The sequence below is a fragment of the Acrocarpospora sp. B8E8 genome, from assembly GCF_039871605.1.
In the GTDB taxonomy this organism is placed as follows: domain Bacteria; phylum Actinomycetota; class Actinomycetes; order Streptosporangiales; family Streptosporangiaceae; genus Acrocarpospora; species Acrocarpospora macrocephala.
Window position 1 is genome coordinate 82,479 of sequence record NZ_JBDPLV010000030.1, and the last position, 18,374, is coordinate 100,852.

Annotated in this window: 18 protein-coding genes; 14 read left to right on the top strand and 4 right to left on the bottom strand. The window is 70.1% G+C overall.

Annotated elements, in window-relative coordinates; translation table 11 throughout:
* Position 1: 1 nt before the first annotated feature.
* Positions 2-895 carry an enoyl-CoA hydratase-related protein gene (locus ABGB08_RS27325; RefSeq protein WP_347595292.1) on the bottom strand — a complete coding sequence of 298 codons (894 nt, stop codon included), beginning with the start codon at positions 893-895 and terminating at the stop codon, positions 2-4.
* 528 nt (positions 896-1,423) lie between these two features.
* Here ABGB08_RS27325 and ABGB08_RS27330 point away from each other — a divergent pair.
* The 6 genes from ABGB08_RS27330 (at position 1,424) to boxB (ending at position 8,207) form a co-directional block, all read left to right on the top strand.
* The gene (locus ABGB08_RS27330; RefSeq protein WP_347595190.1) at positions 1,424-2,512 is read left to right on the top strand and encodes an ABC transporter substrate-binding protein; all 1,089 of its coding nucleotides are present in this window, start codon (positions 1,424-1,426) and stop codon (positions 2,510-2,512) included.
* Positions 2,513-2,527: 15 nt separating this feature from the next.
* The gene (locus ABGB08_RS27335; protein ID WP_347595193.1) at positions 2,528-3,328 is read left to right on the top strand and encodes an ABC transporter ATP-binding protein; all 801 of its coding nucleotides are present in this window, start codon (positions 2,528-2,530) and stop codon (positions 3,326-3,328) included.
* A complete protein-coding gene (locus ABGB08_RS27340) occupies positions 3,325-4,179 on the top strand; it encodes an ABC transporter permease (RefSeq protein WP_347595196.1) in 855 nt (284 codons plus the stop codon). Before ABGB08_RS27335 ends, ABGB08_RS27340 begins: the two co-directional genes overlap by 4 nt.
* An 85-nt stretch (positions 4,180-4,264) precedes the next feature.
* Complete coding sequence (locus tag ABGB08_RS27345; protein WP_347595199.1) at positions 4,265-5,131, top strand: 3-hydroxyacyl-CoA dehydrogenase family protein; 867 nt, start codon at positions 4,265-4,267, stop codon at positions 5,129-5,131.
* Positions 5,128-6,693, top strand: coding sequence for a phenylacetic acid degradation bifunctional protein PaaZ (gene paaZ, locus ABGB08_RS27350; RefSeq protein ID WP_347595201.1), 1,566 nt, complete (start codon positions 5,128-5,130; stop codon positions 6,691-6,693). Before ABGB08_RS27345 ends, paaZ begins: the two co-directional genes overlap by 4 nt.
* A 35-nt stretch (positions 6,694-6,728) precedes the next feature.
* The gene (boxB, locus tag ABGB08_RS27355; protein ID WP_347595204.1) at positions 6,729-8,207 is read left to right on the top strand and encodes a benzoyl-CoA 2,3-epoxidase subunit BoxB; all 1,479 of its coding nucleotides are present in this window, start codon (positions 6,729-6,731) and stop codon (positions 8,205-8,207) included.
* A gap of 40 nt (positions 8,208-8,247) precedes the next feature.
* Here boxB and ABGB08_RS27360 read toward each other — a convergent pair whose 3' ends face one another.
* Positions 8,248-9,129: a PaaX family transcriptional regulator C-terminal domain-containing protein gene (locus ABGB08_RS27360; protein WP_347595207.1), complete on the bottom strand. Its 882-nt coding sequence runs from the start codon at positions 9,127-9,129 to the stop codon at positions 8,248-8,250.
* Between the two features lie 196 nt (positions 9,130-9,325).
* On the opposite strand from ABGB08_RS27360, the gene boxC reads away from it, so the two are divergent.
* The 5 genes from boxC to pcaF are packed head-to-tail and all read left to right on the top strand — an operon-like array spanning position 9,326 to position 14,170.
* A complete protein-coding gene (boxC, locus tag ABGB08_RS27365) occupies positions 9,326-11,026 on the top strand; it encodes a 2,3-epoxybenzoyl-CoA dihydrolase (protein WP_347595210.1) in 1,701 nt (566 codons plus the stop codon).
* A gap of 2 nt (positions 11,027-11,028) precedes the next feature.
* Positions 11,029-12,045, top strand: coding sequence for an NAD(P)/FAD-dependent oxidoreductase (locus tag ABGB08_RS27370; protein ID WP_347595212.1), 1,017 nt, complete (start codon positions 11,029-11,031; stop codon positions 12,043-12,045).
* A gap of 24 nt (positions 12,046-12,069) precedes the next feature.
* Positions 12,070-12,399, top strand: coding sequence for a ferredoxin (fdxA, locus tag ABGB08_RS27375; protein ID WP_347595215.1), 330 nt, complete (start codon positions 12,070-12,072; stop codon positions 12,397-12,399).
* The gene (locus tag ABGB08_RS27380) at positions 12,400-12,942 is read left to right on the top strand and encodes a gamma carbonic anhydrase family protein (protein ID WP_347595218.1); all 543 of its coding nucleotides are present in this window, start codon (positions 12,400-12,402) and stop codon (positions 12,940-12,942) included.
* A 19-nt stretch (positions 12,943-12,961) separates the two neighbouring features.
* Entirely contained in the window at positions 12,962-14,170 is a 1,209-nt protein-coding gene (gene pcaF, locus ABGB08_RS27385; RefSeq protein WP_347595221.1) for a 3-oxoadipyl-CoA thiolase, read from the top strand.
* 14 nt (positions 14,171-14,184) lie between these two features.
* On the opposite strand, the gene ABGB08_RS27390 is transcribed toward pcaF, so the two are convergent.
* Positions 14,185-14,934 carry an enoyl-CoA hydratase/isomerase family protein gene (locus tag ABGB08_RS27390; RefSeq protein ID WP_347595224.1) on the bottom strand — a complete coding sequence of 250 codons (750 nt, stop codon included), beginning with the start codon at positions 14,932-14,934 and terminating at the stop codon, positions 14,185-14,187.
* Positions 14,935-15,045: 111 nt separating this feature from the next.
* Between ABGB08_RS27390 and pgeF the strand changes: the two genes are divergently transcribed.
* Positions 15,046-15,765, top strand: a complete 720-nt coding sequence (pgeF, locus tag ABGB08_RS27395; protein ID WP_347595227.1) for a peptidoglycan editing factor PgeF — start codon at positions 15,046-15,048, stop codon at positions 15,763-15,765.
* Between the two features lie 47 nt (positions 15,766-15,812).
* Here the strand turns inward: pgeF and tuf are convergent, their stop codons facing one another.
* Positions 15,813-16,985: an elongation factor Tu gene (tuf, locus tag ABGB08_RS27400; protein WP_347595230.1), complete on the bottom strand. Its 1,173-nt coding sequence runs from the start codon at positions 16,983-16,985 to the stop codon at positions 15,813-15,815.
* Positions 16,986-17,266: 281 nt separating this feature from the next.
* Between tuf and ABGB08_RS27405 the strand changes: the two genes are divergently transcribed.
* Together ABGB08_RS27405 and ABGB08_RS27410 are read left to right on the top strand one after the other, a co-directional pair.
* Complete coding sequence (locus tag ABGB08_RS27405) at positions 17,267-17,473, top strand: DUF4236 domain-containing protein (RefSeq protein ID WP_347595233.1); 207 nt, start codon at positions 17,267-17,269, stop codon at positions 17,471-17,473.
* Between the two features lie 61 nt (positions 17,474-17,534).
* The gene (locus ABGB08_RS27410; RefSeq protein WP_347595236.1) at positions 17,535-18,326 is read left to right on the top strand and encodes a methyltransferase domain-containing protein; all 792 of its coding nucleotides are present in this window, start codon (positions 17,535-17,537) and stop codon (positions 18,324-18,326) included.
* Positions 18,327-18,374 lie beyond the last annotated feature (48 nt).

The window sequence follows — 18,374 nt, forward strand, 5'->3', positions numbered from 1 at the left end:
ATCACCCTTCCCAGGGGCCGAAACGGGGCGTCCGCTTCTCGACGAGTGCGGCGACGCCTTCCTTGTAGTCCGGCGCCTTCATCAGCCGCCCGGTCAGCGTCTTGCTCTGCCGGACGGAGCCGGCGGGGTCGTGGTGCAGGAGGTCGGTGTACAGCTGGCGCTTGGCCGTGGTGACGGCCAGGGGTGACGCGGCGGCCAGCTGCCCGGCGTAGCGATACACGGCCTCCTGGAACTCCTCCTCCGGGTAGACGGCGTTGAAGAAGCCCATCCGGGCGAGCGAGTCGGAATCGGCGACCCGTCCCGACAGGAGGAGGTCCGCCGCGTGCGTCACCCCGATCAGCCTGGGCAGGATCCACGACAGCCCGTACTCCGACGGCAGCCCCAGCCGGGGGGATGCCACGGTGACCTTGGCGCCGGAGACGGCGAAGCGGAGGTCGCAGAAGGCCGCCAGGGCGAGGGCCACACCCGCGCACGCCCCGTTCACCGCGGCGATGACCGGAACGCGTAGCCCGTACTGCCACACCAGGTCGGCGTCGAACTCGTCCCTGACCCCGTGCCCCGGCAGTGCGGCGTCCTGCGGCAGTCCAGGGTCGTAGGACTCGGCGCCGACGTAGCCGGTGAGCGCCCTGCTGTCGGCGCCGACGGAGAAGGTGCCGCCCGAGCCGGTCACGACCACGACCCGAACCGCCGGATCGGCGTCGAGGGCGCGCATGACCGCGCGATACTCGAAATTCATCCGGGCCGTCCAGGAATTCCGCCGGTCCGGCCGGTGCAGCCACACCGTCGCCACTCCCGTGCCGGCGACGTCGTATCTCGTGACCTTGAGTTGTTCCTTCAACTGATCAAGTGAAGGGCCGTCCGTGGGCGCGGGGTTCTCCCACCCGATCTTCGACATGCCGCTCACGGCCTCGTCCAATCTTCGTTGCTCCGGAATTGACTCGACGGACGCGTTCCCGCCACGGCAGCCAGGAATGTTTGGGGACCAATATATTTCGTGACCCGAACTACAACGGAACCCGCAGCCGCGATGACTACGGTACTTCGGGTGCCGAATAATGTGTCAGTCTGCGCGAAGCCGTGGCAACTGTCAACAGATGTGTGCGGCATCTTTGCCAACCTGTAGTACTTACCACCGATGGCGTGCCCGCGGCCAGAGTCCTCACAGTCGTCCGCTGAAGACTGTTGACGCCTGCGAACCCGTATGCAAAACTCTCGACACTAAAGTGAAGTAGATACCGCAACGAGTTGAGAGTCGTCTCCGCTCACGCTACCGCCGGACAGGAACCTGCCCACTCGGCGCCCAGCCAGACGACCCGCCGCCCCTTACTTTCCGGAAATCCCGGGGTGAATGCGTCCCCCGATATTCACCTGACTACTGCGCGACTACGCCCGTATTCGATAACCCCCCAAAGGATCTCCAAAGATGAACGCATCCAAGGACATGCGTCCTTCTCAGCGGCGCCGACGCTTACTCGCCGGCTGCCTCGTGCTCGCCGCGCTCGCCGTCGGCTGCGGGAACGACGGCTCCAACAGCGGCGCCGGGGACGGGCAGAAGGTCGTCACTGTGGGGGTGACCGGATCCCTCAGCGACGCGCCGTTCCTGATCGCGCAGGCCAAGGGCTACTTCGCGCAGCAAGGCCTGAAGGTGGAGATCAAGAACTTCAAGAGCGCCAGCGACATGATCGCGCCCCTCGGGGCGGGACAGCTCGATGTCGGCGCCGGTTCACCATCGGCCGGTCTCTACAACGCCATAGCCAGCGGCGTGAAGGTCCGCATGGTGGCCGACAAGTCGTACGCCATTCCCGGGAACAGCTACTCCGCGCTCCTGGTCCGCAAGGACCTGGTGGACAGCGGCAAGTTCAGGAGCTTCAGCGATCTGAAGGGCATGACCATCGCCGGCTACGGCGAGGGCGGCACCCCGGAGGTCTGGTTCGACCGCATGCTGCGGCAGGGCGGCCTGACGCAGCAGGACATCACGTGGAGTTACATGAGCGGCTCCGATCAGGTCGTGGCGCTGCAGAACGGGTCGGTTGACGCGTCCACGACGACCGAACCGCAGGTGACCCAGGCGGTGGAGAGCGGCGCGGCCGTGCGGTTCGCCGGCTCGGACTCGGTCTACCCCAAGCAGGAGATCGGCGTGGTCCTGTACGGCGGTGACTTCATCGACCAGCGGGCCGACGCGGCGACCGCCTTCATGAAGGGGTGGATCCAGGGGGTTCGGCTGTACAACGACGCCCTTGAGGACGCGCGGCTGAAAGGCCCCAAGGGCGACGAGGTCATCTCGATCATGACCAAGATGACCAAGAACGACGAGAAGACCCTCAGGACGGCGATCTCCCAGGGGATCGACTCCAACGGGGAGATGAACATCGAGAGCCTGGAGAACGACCTGGCGTACTACCAGGAACGCGGCTACATCACCAAGGACGTCACGGTCACGCAGTCCGTCGACGACACCTTCGCCAAGGCCGCCGTCCAGGAACTGGGCCGCGTCACGAACCCGCTGGGCTGACGGGAGGACATCGCCATGGAGACGAACAACGCCCCGCCGGTCGGCGGCTCGGGCATCGTGCTCAGGAACCTCGTGAAGGAGTTTCAGAGCAAGGGAGAGACGATCACCGCGGTGGACGACGTCAGCCTTGAGGTGCCCGCCGGGACCTTCTTCACGATCGTGGGTCCGAGCGGGTGCGGGAAGACGACGCTCCTGCGCATGCTGGCCGGACTGGAGACCACCACCTCCGGGGAGATCTCGATGGGCCCTGGGCCCCGAGCCGCTGTCAGGAGTTCGATGGTGTTCCAAGGTGACTCGATCTTCCCGTGGATGACGGTCTGGGACAACGCCGCTTACGGCTTGAAGATGCGCAAGCAGCCCAAGGAGCTCATCCGCGAGCGTGTCGGACACTATTTGGACAAGACGGGTCTAGCGGCCTTCGCTCAGGCCTATCCGTACCAGCTGTCGGGCGGGATGCGGCAGCGCGTCTCCATCGCGCGCGCCTTCGCCAACGATCCCGACGTGTTCCTGATGGACGAGCCCTTCTCGGCGCTGGACGAGCAGAACAAGACGATCCTCCAGGACGAGCTGCTGCGGGTCTGGGAGGAGAGCCGCAAGACGGTGGTGTTCATCACGCACAGCGTCGACGAGGCCGTCACCCTCGGGGACAAGGTGATGGTCATGACGGCCCGGCCGGGGCGCGTGAAGAAGATCATCGACGTTCCCTTCGAGCGGCCGCGGCGGGTCATCGACCTGCGCCGGCAGGCCGCCTACGGCGAGCTCATCTATGAGATCTGGGATTCCCTGAAAGACGAAGTGGCCGGAGCAGCCCTGTGAAAACCTTCACCAAGGAAGCGGTTTCGGCCGGCGAGACGGCCGCGGCCGGGCCGGAGACGCCGCGGCGCGGCCGCCGCAGGACGCCGGGGCGTTTCAAGGACGCCCCCCAACGCCTGATCTCCATCGCGGCGCCCATCGGGCTTCTGCTCCTCTGGGAGCTGGTGTCCCGGGTCGGGCTGCTCGACACCCGGTTCTTCCCCCCGCCGTCGCAGATCGCGCGCCAGTTCATGGAGATGGCCGGCTCGGGAGAACTGGTGCAGCACACCTGGGTCAGCATCCGCAGGCTCGCCCTCGGCTTCCTGGTGGGCGGTGTGCCGGCGGTCGTCCTGGGTCTGGTGATGGGGCTGTACCGGTGGCCCCGGCTCATCATCGAACCACTGATCGCGGCCACCTACCCGATCCCGAAGAGCGCGATCTTCCCGCTGTTCCTGATCATCTTCGGCCTGGGAGAGGCGTCGAAGATCGCCGTCGTGGCCGTCGGGGTGTTCTTCCCCATGGTGATCAACACCGCCGCCGGGGTGCTGGAGATCCAGCCGATTTACCACGACGTCGGGCGCAACTTCGAGGCCGGTCGGCTCCAGACCTTCCGTACCATCGCCCTGCCGGGCGCCATGCCGCTGATTCTGACCGGCGTCAAGCTCGCGGTGGGGATGGCGCTCATGCTGATCGTGGTCGCCGAGATGCTCGGCGGCAGCGACGGTCTCGGGTTCCTGATCTGGAACGCCTGGGCGACCTTCCGCGTCGAGACCATGTACGTCGCGCTGATCGTCATCTCGGCTCTCGGTGTGATCCTCTCGTTGGCGCTCAACGAGATGGAGCGCTTCCTGGCACCCTGGCGGGTCCGCCGCTGACAGAATTTGCTACTTATCCCTTCCGGCACGCAACTAGAGTGTGGCAAATTGTGGTGGTGTACGCATGCCTAGGCAAGGAACTGTCATGACCGGCACGACCACCGTTCTGCCCAGCCACTGCGGGGTTATCGGCGGCGGGCGGATGGGCGCCGGCATCGCCCACGCCCTACTACTCGCCAGCCGTCGCGTCACGCTGGTGGAGCGCGATGAGCAGGCGGTGGAGGCCGCGCGCGAACGGGTGGCCCGGGCCTTCGAGGCCAGTGTGAAGCGCGGCGTCATCGGCGACGCCGCCCAGCCCATGTCCCGCCTCACCACCGTCACCGGCCCCGCCGGGCTGGCCGAAGCCGGGCTGGTGATCGAGGCGGTGCCCGAGGACCTCGATCTCAAGCTCGCCACCCTGCGCGCCGTCGAGGACGCGGTGAAACCCGACGCCGTGATCGCGTCCAACACCAGCAGTATCTCCCTCGACACGCTCGCCGAGGCGCTGGCCCGGCCCGAGCGCCTCCTCGGGCTGCACTTCTTCAACCCCGTCCCGGCGAGCAGGCTGGTCGAAGTGGTGATCGCGGCGGCCACCGATCCGGCGCTGCGGGACCGGGCCGTGGCGTGGGTGACGGAGATCGGCAAGACCGCAGTGGTCGTGCGGAACGCGCCGGGCTTCGCCAGCAGCAGGCTCGGCGTCGCCCTCGGGCTGGAGGCGATCCGGATGGTCGAGGCGGGCGTCGCCTCCGCCGAGGACATCGACGCCGCGATGACGCTGGGCTACGGCTATCCGACCGGGCCGCTGCGGCTCACCGACCTGGTGGGCCTGGACGTGCGGCTGGGCATCGCCCGCTACCTCGAACGCGAGCTGGGCACCCGGTTCGCCCCGCCGGACCTGCTCGTCCGGCTCGTCGAGCAGGGGCACCTGGGACGCAAGACCGGCAAGGGTTTCTACGAGTGGAGCGAGTCATGAGCACGGAGACGCTGCCGAGCTATCTGGAGGGCGCCTGGCGGCGCGGCGGCGGCGCGGGGACCCCGGTCGCCGACGCGGTCACCGGCGCGACCGTCACCCACGTCAGCAGCGAGGGCCTCGACCTCGCCGCCGCCGTGGCGTACGCGCGGGGGACCGGCCTGGCCGCGCTCGGCGAGCTGACCTTCCACCAGCGGGCCGAGGCGCTCAAGGCGGCCGCCCTCGCGCTCCGCGAGCGCAGGCAGGAGCTGTACGACCTGTCGGCGCGGGCCGGGGCGACGCGGAGCGACGCCCAGGTGGACGTGGACGGCGGCATCGGCACAGCGGTGGTCTACGCGCGACTCGGCCGCGAGGGCCTGCCCGACCACACGCTGATCGCCGAGGACGACCCAGTGCCGCTGGGCAAGGCGGGCACGTTCGCCGGCCGGCACGTCCTCACCACCCCGCGCGGGATCTCCCTCCAGATCAACGCGTTCAACTTCCCGGTCTGGGGCCTGCTGGAGAAGCTCGCGCCCGCGCTGCTGGCCGGGCTGCCGACCATCGTCAAACCGGCCACCCCCACGGCCTACATCGCGGCGCACGCCGTGCGGATCGTCGAGGAATCCGGGACTCTGCCGCCGGGAACGCTCCAGCTCGTCAGCGGGAGCATTCCCGGGCTTTTCGACCTGCTCGGCGGCCAGGACCACATCGGGTTCACCGGCTCGGCGGCCACGGCCGCCCGGCTGCGGTCCGACCCGGCGGTCACCCGCCGCTCGGCGCGCTTCAACGCCGAGGCCGACTCGCTCAACTGCTCCGTCCTCGGCCCGGACGCCCTGCCGGGGCAGCCGGAGTTCGAGCTGTTCGCCGACGCCCTGGTCACCGAGATGACGGTCAAGGCGGGGCAGAAGTGCACCGCGATCCGGCGGGCGTTCGTGCCGGCGAACCTTCTCGGCGCGGTGTCGGAGGCGGTCGAGGCCCGGCTCGCGAAGGTCGTCGTGGGCGCGCCGGGCGCGGACGGCGTGACCATGGGGGCGCTCGTCGGCCTCGCCCAGCGTGCCGACGTCCGGGCGGCGGTGGCGCGGCTCGCCTCGGCCGGCACGATCGTGTACGGCGACCCGCACCAGGTCGAGGTGGCGGGGGCCGACGGCGAGCGCGGCGCGTTCCTGTCGCCGTTGCTGCTGCGCGTGGACGACGTGGCCCGCCCGGAGCCGCACGAGGTGGAGGCGTTCGGGCCGGTGAGCACGCTCCTGCCGTACCACGGGGTCACGGACCTGCTTGACCTGGTGGCCCGCGGCGAGGGGTCCCTCGCCGGATCGGTCGTCTCCCGCGACGGGGACTTCGTCCGCGAGGTCGTGCTGGGGGCGGCCGCCCACCACGGCCGCATCCTCGTGCTGGACCGCGACAGCGCGGCGGAGTCCACCGGGCACGGAACCCCGATGCCCCAGCTCGTCCACGGCGGCCCCGGCCGCGCGGGCGGCGGCGAGGAGGAGGGCGGCCTGCGCGCCGTCCACGCCCACCTGCGGCGCACCGCCGTACAGGGCGGGCCCGCGGTGCTCGACGCGATCACGGCTGGAGCCGACGAGTGACCGGCAGTTTCGAACGTACTCAGACAGGAGAAGCGATGAACATCGACTCTCGTACCGGCGCCGCCCCCTTGCCCACCGGGCCGGTCAGCCGGGTCGACTACAGCGAGCGCATCCCCAACAACGTCGACCTCGCGGGCGACCGCCGGCTCCAGCGCGCGCTGGAGGGGTGGCAGCCGAAGTTCCTCGACTGGTGGAAGCAGCTCGGCCCGGCCCTGCCGACCCGGGACGTCTACCTGCGGACGGCGGTCGCCGTGGGGCGCGACGGCTGGGCGCACTTCGACCACGTCCCGATGGACGAGTACCGCTGGGGCATCTTCCTGGCCGAGCGGGACCCCGACCGCAAGGTCAACTTCGGCAAGCACAAGGGCGAGCCGGCCTGGCAGGAGGTGCCGGGCGAGCATCGCGCCGACCTGATGCGGCTGATCGTCGTCCAGGGCGACACCGAACCCGCCTCGGTCGAGCAGCAGCGCGTCCTCGGCAACACCGCGCCGAGCATCTACGACCTGCGCAACCTGTTCCAGGTCAACGTGGAGGAGGGCCGCCACCTGTGGGCGATGGTCTACCTCCTGCACGCCTACTTCGGCCGGGAGGGCCGGGAGGAGGCCGAGCAGCTGCTCAAGCGCAACTCCGGCGATCTCGACGCGCCGCGCATCCTGGGCGCGTTCAACGAGGAGACGACCGACTGGCTCCAGTTCTTCATGTTCACCTACTTCACCGACCGGGACGGCAAGTACCAGCTCGGCACGCTCAAGGAGTCGGCCTTCGATCCGCTCGCGCGTACCTGCGAGTTCATGCTGAAGGAGGAGGCCCACCACATGTTCGTGGGCACCACCGGGGTGCAGCGGGTCCTGGAGCGCACCGCCGAGCTCATGAAAGAGCACGACACGGCCGACGTCTTCCCGCACGGGGGCATCCCGCTGGAGGTGATCCAGAGGTACCTGAACTTCCAGTTCTCGGTCTCGATGGATCTGTTCGGCTCCGAGCAGTCGACCAACGCCGGCAACTACTACACCTCCGGTCTCAAGGGCCGCTGGATGGAGACCCGGCGCAAGGACGACCACGTCCTCCTGGAGGCCACCCGCGAGCTGCGCTACGTCGAGGACGGCCAGATCAGGACCAGGACGGTGCCGATGCTGAGCGCGCTCAACCTCGACCTGCGCGACGAGTACGTCGCCGACTGCGCCAACGGGGTGCGCCGCTGGAACCAGGCGCTGGAAGACGCCGGGCTCAGCGAGCGGCTGTACCTCCCGCACGAGGGCTTCAACCGCAAGGTCGGCGGCTACGCCGGCCACCATGTGACGCCGCAGGGCGAGGTCGTCGACCAGGCCGCCTGGCAGGCGCGGAGCCATGAGTGGCTGCCAGGCGCCGAGGACCGCGCGAAGGTCGCCGAGCTGATGGTCCCCGAGTACGAGTACGGCGAGTTCGCCGGCTGGATCGCCCCGCCGAAGACCGGCATCAACGACCAGCCGGTCGAGTTCGACTATGTGCACCTGGCCGACGAGGGACTGCTCTGACCCGCGGCCCGGCGCCTGGCCCTCCGGTTCCCGGGATGGGTCAGGTCCGGGCCGCCGCGTCCTCGTCCATCCGGTCCCACTGCTCCTGGGCCCGCCGGTGCCACCGGTTGTGCAGGTCGTGGAAGACCGCCGCCGCCCGGGGGCCCGGCCAGTCGTGATCCAGCAGCTCGGGCGGCAGGTCGGGGTCGAGGAACGGGAAGCGCCGCCACTCCTGGATGAGCTGCACCTGGTTGACGAACGCCTCCCGGTCGGCGAGCACCTTCGTACCCTCGAAGCGTTCGATGAAGGCTATATACCGCCGTTCCACGTCGTCGAGGTCCCACGCGGCCGTGATCAGCTTGGCGGTGTCGCCGACCCCGGCCGACGGCCCCGTCCAGGCGTACGCGCGGTCGTGGAGGTCAAGCTCGGCGATGACGTCGCGCACGGCGGCCTCCTTCGAGGCGTCGGGCACCACCCACAGACCGGGGGCGGGGGAGCCGAGACCGAGCCAGGTGAGCCGGGTGCGCAGCCGGTGGCGCAGCTGACGCTGCGTCTCCGGCACGCCGACGGTGAGCACGAGCCAGCGGCCGTCCCAGCCGTGCGGCTTGCGCATGAAGCCGTAGATGCGGTCGGTGCCCTCCCGCAGCAGCCGGTCCCCGGCCGGTGTCAGGTTCCAGCGCACCCGCCGTCCGTGCCGGGTCGAGGCCAGCAGATCCTCGGCGGCGGTGCGGGCCAGGGACTGCCGCGCGGACTTCTCCTCGATGCCGAGGGCGCCGAGCGCGTCGACCAGTGTGCCCGTCCAGACCCGGCCGCCACGCGGGAGCACGAACTCCCCGAGGACCGTCAGCAGGATCGAGCGCGCGCTGGCGGATGCCTTCTCACGCTGGCCTTCGGCCGGCTCGGCCACCTGGCCGGAGGTCGTGCGCGCATCGCGCGGGGCCAAGTCTGCACTCCTGTCGCTCGACACGGTGGTGACGCGCATTCTGCCAGCCCGGGGGCACCGGCGCGTAACGTACGCGATCCCCAGGCCTCGTCGCTGCCCGAACATTCAGTAAATGCTACAAGAACTTGACGTACCATCGAATACACGTCGAATATTGGTAGGGCAAAGCCCTGATTAACCACGTACGGAGCCCGCATTGACTGTCACTGAGAGTGCTGAGACTTCGCCGAGCACGGGCGCCCCGGTTGTCCGCTTCGCGACCTCCCCGGACCGGTACCGGCACTGGACGCTCGACCTGGACGGGGAGGTGGCCACCGTCACGCTGCGCGTCGCCGAGCACGGCGGCCTGGTCCCCGGCTACGAGCTCAAGATGAACTCCTACGACCTCGGCGTCGACATCGAGCTGTACGACCTCGTCCAGCGGCTCCGGTTCGAGCACCCCGGGGTCAGGGCGGTCGTGGTGACCGGCGGTCTGGAGCGCATGTTCTGCGCCGGCGCCAACATCCGCATGCTCGCCCAGTCCTCGCACGCCTGGAAGGTGAACTTCTGCAAGTTCACCAACGAGACCCGCAACGGCATCGAGGACGCCTCCGAGAACTCCGGCCAGACCTGGATCGCGGCGCTCAACGGAACGGCCGCCGGCGGCGGTTACGAGCTCGCGCTCGCCTGCGACCAGATCGTCCTGGTGGACGACGGTTCCTCGGCCGTGTCCCTGCCCGAGGTCCCCCTGCTCGGCGTGCTCCCCGGCACCGGCGGGCTGACCAGGGTGGTGGACAAGCGCCATGTCCGCAAGGACCGCGCCGACCTGTTCGCCACCAAGTCCGAGGGCTATCGCGGGGCCACGGCCGCGGAGTGGGGACTGGTGGACGCGGCCGTGCCGCGCCACTCCTTCGCCGGGGAAGTCGGCAGGCGTGCCCGGTTGGCCGCCGCCTCCTCGACGCGCCCGGCCGATGCCGGGGGTGTCACGCTGACGCCGCTGGAGCGTGCGGACGAGGGCGACACGATCACCTACCCGCACGTCTCGGCGAAGATCGACCGCCTGGCTCGCCGCGTCGACATCACGGTAGAGGGTCCGCGTGCCGCGCCGCCGGCCGACGCCGCGGCGGTGCTGGCCCAGGGCGCGGACTACTGGCCGCTCGCCGTGACCCGGGCGCTGGACGACCTCGTGCTGCACCTGCGCACCAACGAGCCGGGGCTCGGCATCTGGGTGCTGCGCGCCGTCGGCGACACCGAGCGCGTGCTGGCCCACGACGCCCAGCTGCGCGAGCTCGCGGACGACTGGTTCGTCAACGAGGTGCGCCACTACTACAAGCGCACGCTCAAGCGCCTCGACGTCACCAGCCGCAGCCTGATCGCCGTCATCGAGCCCGGGACGGCGTTCGCCGGCCTGCTGCTGGAGCTGGCCCTGGCGGCGGACCGGCAGTACATGCTGGAGGGCGTCTACCAGGACCGCGCCGACGAGGTTCCCGCTACCATCCGGCTGAGCGAGTGCAACGACGGCGCCTTCCCCATGGGCAACGGCCTGTCCCGGCTGGAGTCCCGTTTCTGGGGCAACGAGAAGGACCTCGCCGCCGCCCGCGCCCGCATCGGCGAGCCGCTCGACGCCGCCGCCGCGGTGGGGCTCGGCCTGGTCACCCTGGCCCTCGACGACATCGACTTCGAGGACGAACTGCGCATCGTGCTGGAGGAGCGTGCCTCGCTGTCGCCCGACGCGCTGACCGGCATGGAGGCCAACCACCGCTTCGTCGGCCCGGAGACGCTGGAGACGAAGATCTTCGCACGCCTCAGCGCCTGGCAGAACTGGATCTTCATCCGCCCGAACGCGGCCGGCCCGGACGGCGCCCTGCGCCGCTACGGCACCGGCCGCAAGGGCGAGTACGACCTCACGCGGGTCTGACGATGAGCGCGTTCGACGTCGACGTGCTGATCGTCGGAGCCGGGCCGGTCGGCCTGTTCGGCGCCTACTACGCCGGGGTGCGCGGCCTGCGCGCCGCAATTGTCGACTCGCTGAGCCAGGTCGGCGGCCAGGTCAGCGCGATGTACCCGGAGAAGGCGATCTTCGACATCGCGGGGTTCCCCGCCGTGTCGGGCCGTCGGCTGATCGCCAACCTGGTCGAGCAGGCCGCGCCGTACGACCCGGCGTACCTGCTCGGGCAGGAGGCCCAGCGGCTCGACCGCGTCCCCCGCGAGGGCCGACCGGACCTGCTCGTGGTGACGACCGGCGCGGGGACCGAGATCACCGCCGGAGCGGTCGTGGTGACGGGCGGCATCGGCACTTTCACCCCGCGCCCGCTGCCGGCGGGGGAGGAGTTCCTCGGCCGGGGCCTGGCGTACTTCGTGCCGGACAGCGCGGACTACGCAGGAAGGGACGTCGTCGTCGTGGGCGGCGGTGACAGCGCGGTGGACTGGACCCTCATGCTCCACCCCATCGCCGCGAGCGTCACGCTCGTGCACCGCCGGACCGCGTTCCGGGCCCACCGCGGCTCGATCGAACGACTCACCGCCTCGCCCGTGAAGATCATCCTCAACGCCCAGGTCACCGCCACCCTCGGCGGTGAACGGCTGGAGCGGGTGGAGGTCGGCGTGACCGGCGAGGACGGCGCACGCACGCTGCCGTGTGACCGGCTCGTCGCGGCGCTCGGGTTCACCGCCAATCTCGGGCCGTTGCGCGCCTGGGGTCTCGACCTGCGCGACAACCGCCATCTGGTGGTGGACTCGGCGATGCGCACCAACGTGCCCGGCGTCTTCGCCGCCGGCGACATCGCCGACTACGACGGCAAGGTCCGCCTGATCGCGACCGGCTTCGGCGAGGTGGCGACCGCCGTCAACAACGCGGCCGTGCACATCGATCCGCACGCTCAGCTGTTCCCGGGGCACTCGACCGACGGCCCGGTGCCGCTGCCCGCCCCGGTCTAGACGTTCCGCCAACAGGAGATCCACATGCCGTACGTCATCGCCGGGCCATGCATCGACGTCATGGACAAGTCGTGCGTGGAGGAGTGCCCGGTCGACTGCATCTACGAGGGGGACCGCAAGCTGTACATCAACCCCAAGGAGTGCATCGACTGCGGCGCCTGCGAGCCCGTCTGCCCGGTCGAGGCGATCAGCCAGGACCGGCGGGTCGCCGCCGAGCAGGTCGTGTTCGTGGCGGACAACCGTAACTTCTTCGTTGAGGTGCTGCCCGGTCGTGACGCAGCGATCGGCGCGCCGGGAGGCGCGAACCGGACCGGCCGTATCGGCGTGGACACTCCGCTGGTCGGGGAACGTTAGATGCCGATCTATGCCCTGGGCGACCAGGTGCCCCGAATCCATCCCGACGCCTACGTGCACCCTGACGCGGTCGTCATCGGAAGCGTCGCCATCGGCGCCGAGTCGTCGGTGTGGCCCATGGCGGTGCTGCGCGGCGACTTCGGCCGCATCGAGATCGGCGAGCGCACCTCCATCCAGGACGGCACGGTCCTGCACACCACCACGCAGTGGCCCACCGTGATCGGCGACGACTGCGTCGTCGGGCACAACGCCCACCTCGAAGGGTGCGCGGTGGAGAACCGCTGCCTCATCGGCTCGGGCTCGACCGTCCTGAACCGCGCGGTGGTCCGCGCCGGGTCCGTCGTCGGCGCGCAGGCCCTGGTGCCCGAGGACCTGGAGGTCCCGCCCGGCCACCTGGCGCTCGGCGTGCCCGCCCGGCTCAGGCCGCTGAACGGCGGCGTCCAGAATGAGTGGATCGACTATGGAGTGCGCGAGTACCGCGGCAACGCCAGGCGTTACCGGAACGAACTGCGCAGGATCGACGCTGAGGAGAAGAGACCATGACTGACAGGGACGTGCGAAAATGAGCGCCGCTCGGGCCGCCTACCTGGTCGGCGGGGTGCGAACCCCCATCGGCAGGTACGCCGGGGCCCTCGCGCCGGTGCGTCCGGACGACCTCGCGGCCCACGTCATCCATACGCTGACAGCCCGGTACGGCGGCGTCGACTGGGAGGCGACCGACGACGTCGTCTTCGGCTGCGCCAACCAGGCCGGCGAGGACAACCGCAACGTCGCCCGGATGGCCGCGCTGCTGGCGGGGCTGCCGGTGCGCGTCCCCGGGACGACGGTCAACCGCCTGTGCGGCTCGGGCCTGGACGCGGTGGCCTACGCGGCCCGGGCGATCCTGGCCGGCGAAGCCGATCTCATCATCGCGGGCGGCGTGGAGAGCATGAGCCGGGCGCCCTTCGTCCAGCCCAAGGCCCCGGTCGCGTTCGGCCGCACGGCGGAGATCCACGACACGACCATCGGCTGGCGCTTCGTCAACCCCGGCATGGAGCGGGCCTACGGCACGGACCCGATGCCGCGCACCGCGCAGAACGTCGCCGACCAGTACGGCATCGGCCGCGAGGACCAGGACGCCTTCGCGCTGCGCTCGCAGGAGCGGGCGGCGAAGGCACGGGCGAGCGGCCGCCTGGCGCGCGAGATCGTCCCCGTGCCGGTGCCCCAGCGCAAGGGCGGCCCGCTGATCGTCTCCGCCGACGAACACCCGCGCGAGACCTCCCTGCGGCACCTCGCCGCGCTGAAGCCGCTGTTTGAGGGCGGCTCGGTGACGGCCGGCAACTCCTCGGGTGTCAACGACGGCGCCGCCGCCGTGCTCCTGGCCTCAACGGAGGCGGTGGCGCGGTACGACCTGGCGCCGCTGGCCCGGGTCGTCGCCACGGTGAGCACGGGCGTCGAGCCGCGGGTCATGGGGATCGGCCCGGCGTCGGCGGTACGCGCGCTCGTCGAGCGGACCGGTGTCGGCCTCGACCGGATCGGGACCGTCGAGCTGAACGAGGCCTTCGCCGCCCAGGCCCTGGCGGTGCTGCGCCTGCTCGGCCTGCCCGACGACGCCGAGCACGTCAACCCGCACGGCGGCGCCATCGCGCTCGGTCACCCGCTCGGCATGAGCGGTGCCCGGCTGGCGCTGACCGCCGCGCTGACGATGGCCGACGAAGGGCACGAGCACGCCCTGGTCACCATGTGCGTCGGCGTAGGACAGGGCATCGCGACGCTGCTCGCCCGCCCCTGACCACCGGCGCCTCGTCAGCGGCGGTGCTCCAGGAACGCGGTCATGCGCTCGTACTTGTCCTCGGTCTCGAACAGCACGGCCTGCGCCACGTCGTCGAAACGGGGATGGGCGCCCGGAGGAGCGGCGAGGGCGAGCTTGGTGAGGCGCAGCGCCAGCGGGGCATTCCTCCCGATCCGGTCGGCCAGCCGGTCCGCCGCGGCCGGCAGCTCGTCCTCCGGGACCAGCTGGTTGACCAGCCTGACGTCCAGCGCCTCCGCGGCGGCGAGCACCCGGCCCGCGAGCAGGATCTCCTTGGCGAGCGGCTCGCCGACCAACTCGCGCAGCCGCCAGCACGCTCCCGCGGCGGCCATGATGCCCAGCCCCGTCTCCGGGTTGCCGAACCGGGCGCGCGGGGTGGCGATGCGGAAGTCGCAGGCGTAGGCCAGCTCGGCGCCGCCGCCGAGGGCCGGGCCGTCGATCGCGGCGATCGTGGGCATCGGCAGCCGGGCGATCCGGTCGAACAGCCCGCTGTTGATGCCGGCCAGCGCGTCCTCGCGGCGGCGCTCACGCAGCTCGCTGATGTCCGCGCCCGCGGCGAAGACGCCGTCGGCACCCGTGACGACCAGGACGCGTGGCCGCCGCTCCAGCTCGGCGCACACCTCGTGCAGGTCCGCCACCATCGCCGCGTCGATCGCGTTCCGCACCTGCGGCCGGTTCAGCCGGACAAGCATCCTGCCCGGCCCTTCCTCGACCTTCACCGTATCGTTCAGGGCTAGCTCCTCCACCAAGAATATTCTACATAACTATCATGGAATCGCATCAGAGTGTCGAATATCTGCTGATGCGGCTTGCGTCAATCCCGAGGGCGGTCAGGGGCAGGTTGGTAAGCTCGTCCGGTGCTCTTGGCTGACGGAATCCATGCGGTGATCACTGATCGGCACGGCGGGGTCAGCGCCGAGCCGTACGCGTCGCGGAACCTTGGCGGGGCGGTCGGGGATGATTTCGACGCGGTGCTGCGGAACCGTCATGACACGGCCGTCGAGCTGGGGGTCGATCCCGCCCGCGTGGTGATGATGCGCCAGGTTCACGGGCGTGACGTGCGCTTCGTCACCGAGCCTTTCGGCGATGACCCGCCACCACTGGATGCGATTTACACCACTGAACCGGGTCTGGCGCTGAACGTCCTGGTAGCTGATTGCGCGCCGGTCCTGCTGGCCGATCCGGTGGCCCGGGTCGTCGGCGCGGCTCATTCCGGCCGGCCGGGTACGCAGCTGGGTGTGGTTCCCGCGCTCGTCGAGGCGATGGCGACGCGGGGGGCGGAGCCGTACCAGATGGTGGCTCTCATCGGTCCTGCCGCGTGTGGCCTCTGTTACGAAGTTCCGGCAGAGATGCGGGAGGACGTCGCCCGCGTGGTGCCGGAAGCGTGGGCGACCACGCGGCAGGGCACGCCGGCCGTGGACATTCGCGCCGCGATCGAGGCGCAACTCCACAAGGCCAACATCACCGACATCCGGCACGACACCCGCTGCACGATTGAAACGCCAGATCTGTTCTCCTACCGCCGCGACTCCCGCACCGGCCGCTTCGGCGGCTTCATCTGGCTTGACGGCGTCTGATTGTGGTCGGGCGGGATCCGGTGGATTCCGCCCGACCTGGGGCGTCCTCAGGTGAATGTGGTGAGAACGGTGCCCGCGCCCACCGTGTGGCCGCCCTCGCGGATGGCGAAGCCCAGACCCGGCTCGAGAGCGATCGGCTTGCCGAAGTCGACGGTCACCTCGATCGTTTCGCCGGGGAGGGCGAGTTCGGTGCCGGTCAGGGTGACCTCGCCGGGCACGTCCGCGGTCCGGACGTAGAACTGCGGGCGGTAGCCGTTGGCGATCGCCGTGCGGCGTCCGCCTTCGGCCGTGGTCAGCAGGTAGACGCGGGCCGTGAAGCGCCGGTGCCCGCGCTGGCTGCCCGGAGCGGCCAGCACTTGGCCACGCCGTACCTGATCGCGACGCACGCCCCGGAGCAGGACCGCGGCGTTGTCGCCCGCCTCGCCCCGGTCCATGGTCTTGCCGAACGTCTCGATCCCGGTGACCACGGCGGTGACGCCGTCCCGGAGGCCGACCGCCTCGACCGTGTCGCCGAGCCGTACCGTGCCTCGCTCGATGGCGCCGGTGAGGACCGTGCCGCGCCCGGTGACGGTGAGCACGTTCTCGATCGGCATCAGGAACGGGACGTCCAGGTAGCGAACCGGCACCGGCACGTGCTCGTCGACGGCCTGGAGCAGCGCCTCGATGGAGGCCGTCCACTTCGGGTCGCCCGCCAGCGCGCGCAGGCCCGAGACCCGCACGACGGGCACGTTCTGGTACCCGTGCTCGGCGAGCAGGTCCTGCAGCTCCAGTTCGACCAGATCGGCCAGCTCCGGGTCCGCGCCGTCGGCCTTGTTCAGCGCGATGACCACGTGGGCGACCCCGACCCGGCGCGCGAGCAGCACATGCTCCCGGGTCTGCGGCATGATCCCGTCGACCGCGGAGACGACCAGGATCGCCCCGTCCAGCTGCGCCGCTCCCGTGATCATGTTCTTCACGTAGTCGGCGTGCCCGGGCATGTCCACGTGCGCGTAGTGCCGGGTCGCCGTCTCGTACTCGACGTGGGCGATGTTGATCGTGATCCCGCGAAGGGTCTCCTCCGGGGTGCGATCGATCCGGTGGAACGGGACGAACTCGGCGCCGCCGCGCTCGCTGAGCACCTTGGTGATGGCGGCGGTCAGCGTCGTCTTGCCGTGATCGACGTGTCCCATCGTGCCGATGTTGAGGTGCGGCTTGGACCGCACGAAGGCCTGCTTGGCCATGGTCTTTCCTTCGATGCCCGATTCCGTGTGACCCGCGCGTGGCTTCGACCCCTCCCCGCCGGGTCACCAGGACGCACGGGAAAGGGTCAGCGCTCGGCGCCGTCGAATCGCATCGAGGCACGCGCCGGCGCGCCCGCACGAGCGGGCGTCACAACGGCGGCGTACCGGAACATGCGACAGATCATCCGGTACGCCCCTGCGCTTCCGCAACGGATTTTCGGGAACTTCCCCTGGGGGCGGGGACGTTTTCCCAGCAAGAAGACCTCGGAGGGGGACGCACGATGGGCTGGCACTACCGGAAGTCGATCAAGATAGGACCGTTCCGGCTCAACCTTTCCCGGCATGGGGTCGGACACAGTTTCGGCAATCGCCGGCTGCACGTCACGACCACGCCGGACGGGCGGCGGCACGTGACCGTGCGACTGCCCGGTGGCTTCCACCTGAGCAAGACCGTGGGCAAGAGCCGCCGGAGGTACTACCACTACTGAGACCGTCTCGATATATGAGACATTCTCTCTTATAATGTAAGACGCCTGATAATCTCCGGTCATGAATGTCTACACCCATGGCCATCACGAGTCGGTGTTGCGGTCCCATCGCTGGCGTACGGCGGAGAACTCGGCCGCGCAGCTGTTGCCGTACCTGCGGCCGGGGCTGTCGCTCCTGGATGTGGGTTGCGGCCCTGGGACGATCACGGCAGACCTGGCCACCCGGGTCGGCCGGGTCACGGCCACCGAGGTGGGCGAGCGGGAACTCGGCCTCGCCCGCGCCGAGGCGGAGGCCCGGGGGCAGCACAACATCGACTTCGTCGTGGCCGACGTGCACGCGCTGGACTTTCCCGACGCGACATTCGATATCGTGCACGCCCATCAAGTGCTGCAGCACGTCGCCGACCCCGTGCGGGCGTTGCGCGAAATGCGCAGAGTCTGCAGGCCCGGCGGCGTCGTCACCGCCCGCGACGGCGACTATGACGGCTTCACCTGGTTCCCCGCCGTTCCTGAACTGGACGAATGGCTCGCTCTCTATCAGAAGCTCGCGAGGGTGAACGGTGGCGAGCCCAACGCGGGCCGATTCCTGCTGTCCTGGGCGCGCGAAGCCGGGTTCGAGCAGGTCACCGCGACGTCCTCGACGTGGTGCTTCGCCAACCCCGAAGACCGCGCCTGGTGGGGCGGCATGTGGGCCGATCGGGTCACCACGTCGGCCATCGCCCGCCAAGCCATCACGTCCGGAGCCGCCACGGAATCCGACCTGTCGCGAATCGCCCGGGGGTGGCGCACCTGGGCCGAATCCCCCGACGGCTGGCTCTCCGTCCTGCACGGCGAGATCGTGTGCATCGCCTGATCATTCTGTTGGGAGGGCGGGGCCGTCTTCCGTGTCTGTATGCCGTGA

Excerpts from the sequence above, each read along its gene's own strand:
- boxB (WP_347595204.1), top strand. The coding sequence starts at position 6,729 with ATGAACATCGACTCTCGTACCGGCGCCGCCCCCTTGCCCACCGGGCCG.
- ABGB08_RS27330 (WP_347595190.1), top strand. The coding sequence starts at position 1,424 with ATGAACGCATCCAAGGACATGCGTCCTTCTCAGCGGCGCCGACGCTTA.
- ABGB08_RS27370 (WP_347595212.1), top strand. The coding sequence starts at position 11,029 with ATGAGCGCGTTCGACGTCGACGTGCTGATCGTCGGAGCCGGGCCGGTC.
- ABGB08_RS27345 (WP_347595199.1), top strand. The coding sequence starts at position 4,265 with ATGACCGGCACGACCACCGTTCTGCCCAGCCACTGCGGGGTTATCGGC.
- pcaF (WP_347595221.1), top strand. The coding sequence starts at position 12,962 with ATGAGCGCCGCTCGGGCCGCCTACCTGGTCGGCGGGGTGCGAACCCCC.
- ABGB08_RS27410 (WP_347595236.1), top strand. The coding sequence starts at position 17,535 with ATGAATGTCTACACCCATGGCCATCACGAGTCGGTGTTGCGGTCCCAT.
- fdxA (WP_347595215.1), top strand. The coding sequence starts at position 12,070 with ATGCCGTACGTCATCGCCGGGCCATGCATCGACGTCATGGACAAGTCG.
- ABGB08_RS27380 (WP_347595218.1), top strand. The coding sequence starts at position 12,400 with ATGCCGATCTATGCCCTGGGCGACCAGGTGCCCCGAATCCATCCCGAC.
- tuf (WP_347595230.1), bottom strand. The coding sequence starts at position 16,985 with ATGGCCAAGCAGGCCTTCGTGCGGTCCAAGCCGCACCTCAACATCGGC.
- paaZ (WP_347595201.1), top strand. The coding sequence starts at position 5,128 with ATGAGCACGGAGACGCTGCCGAGCTATCTGGAGGGCGCCTGGCGGCGC.
- ABGB08_RS27325 (WP_347595292.1), bottom strand. The coding sequence starts at position 895 with ATGTCGAAGATCGGGTGGGAGAACCCCGCGCCCACGGACGGCCCTTCA.
- ABGB08_RS27405 (WP_347595233.1), top strand. The coding sequence starts at position 17,267 with ATGGGCTGGCACTACCGGAAGTCGATCAAGATAGGACCGTTCCGGCTC.
- ABGB08_RS27335 (WP_347595193.1), top strand. The coding sequence starts at position 2,528 with ATGGAGACGAACAACGCCCCGCCGGTCGGCGGCTCGGGCATCGTGCTC.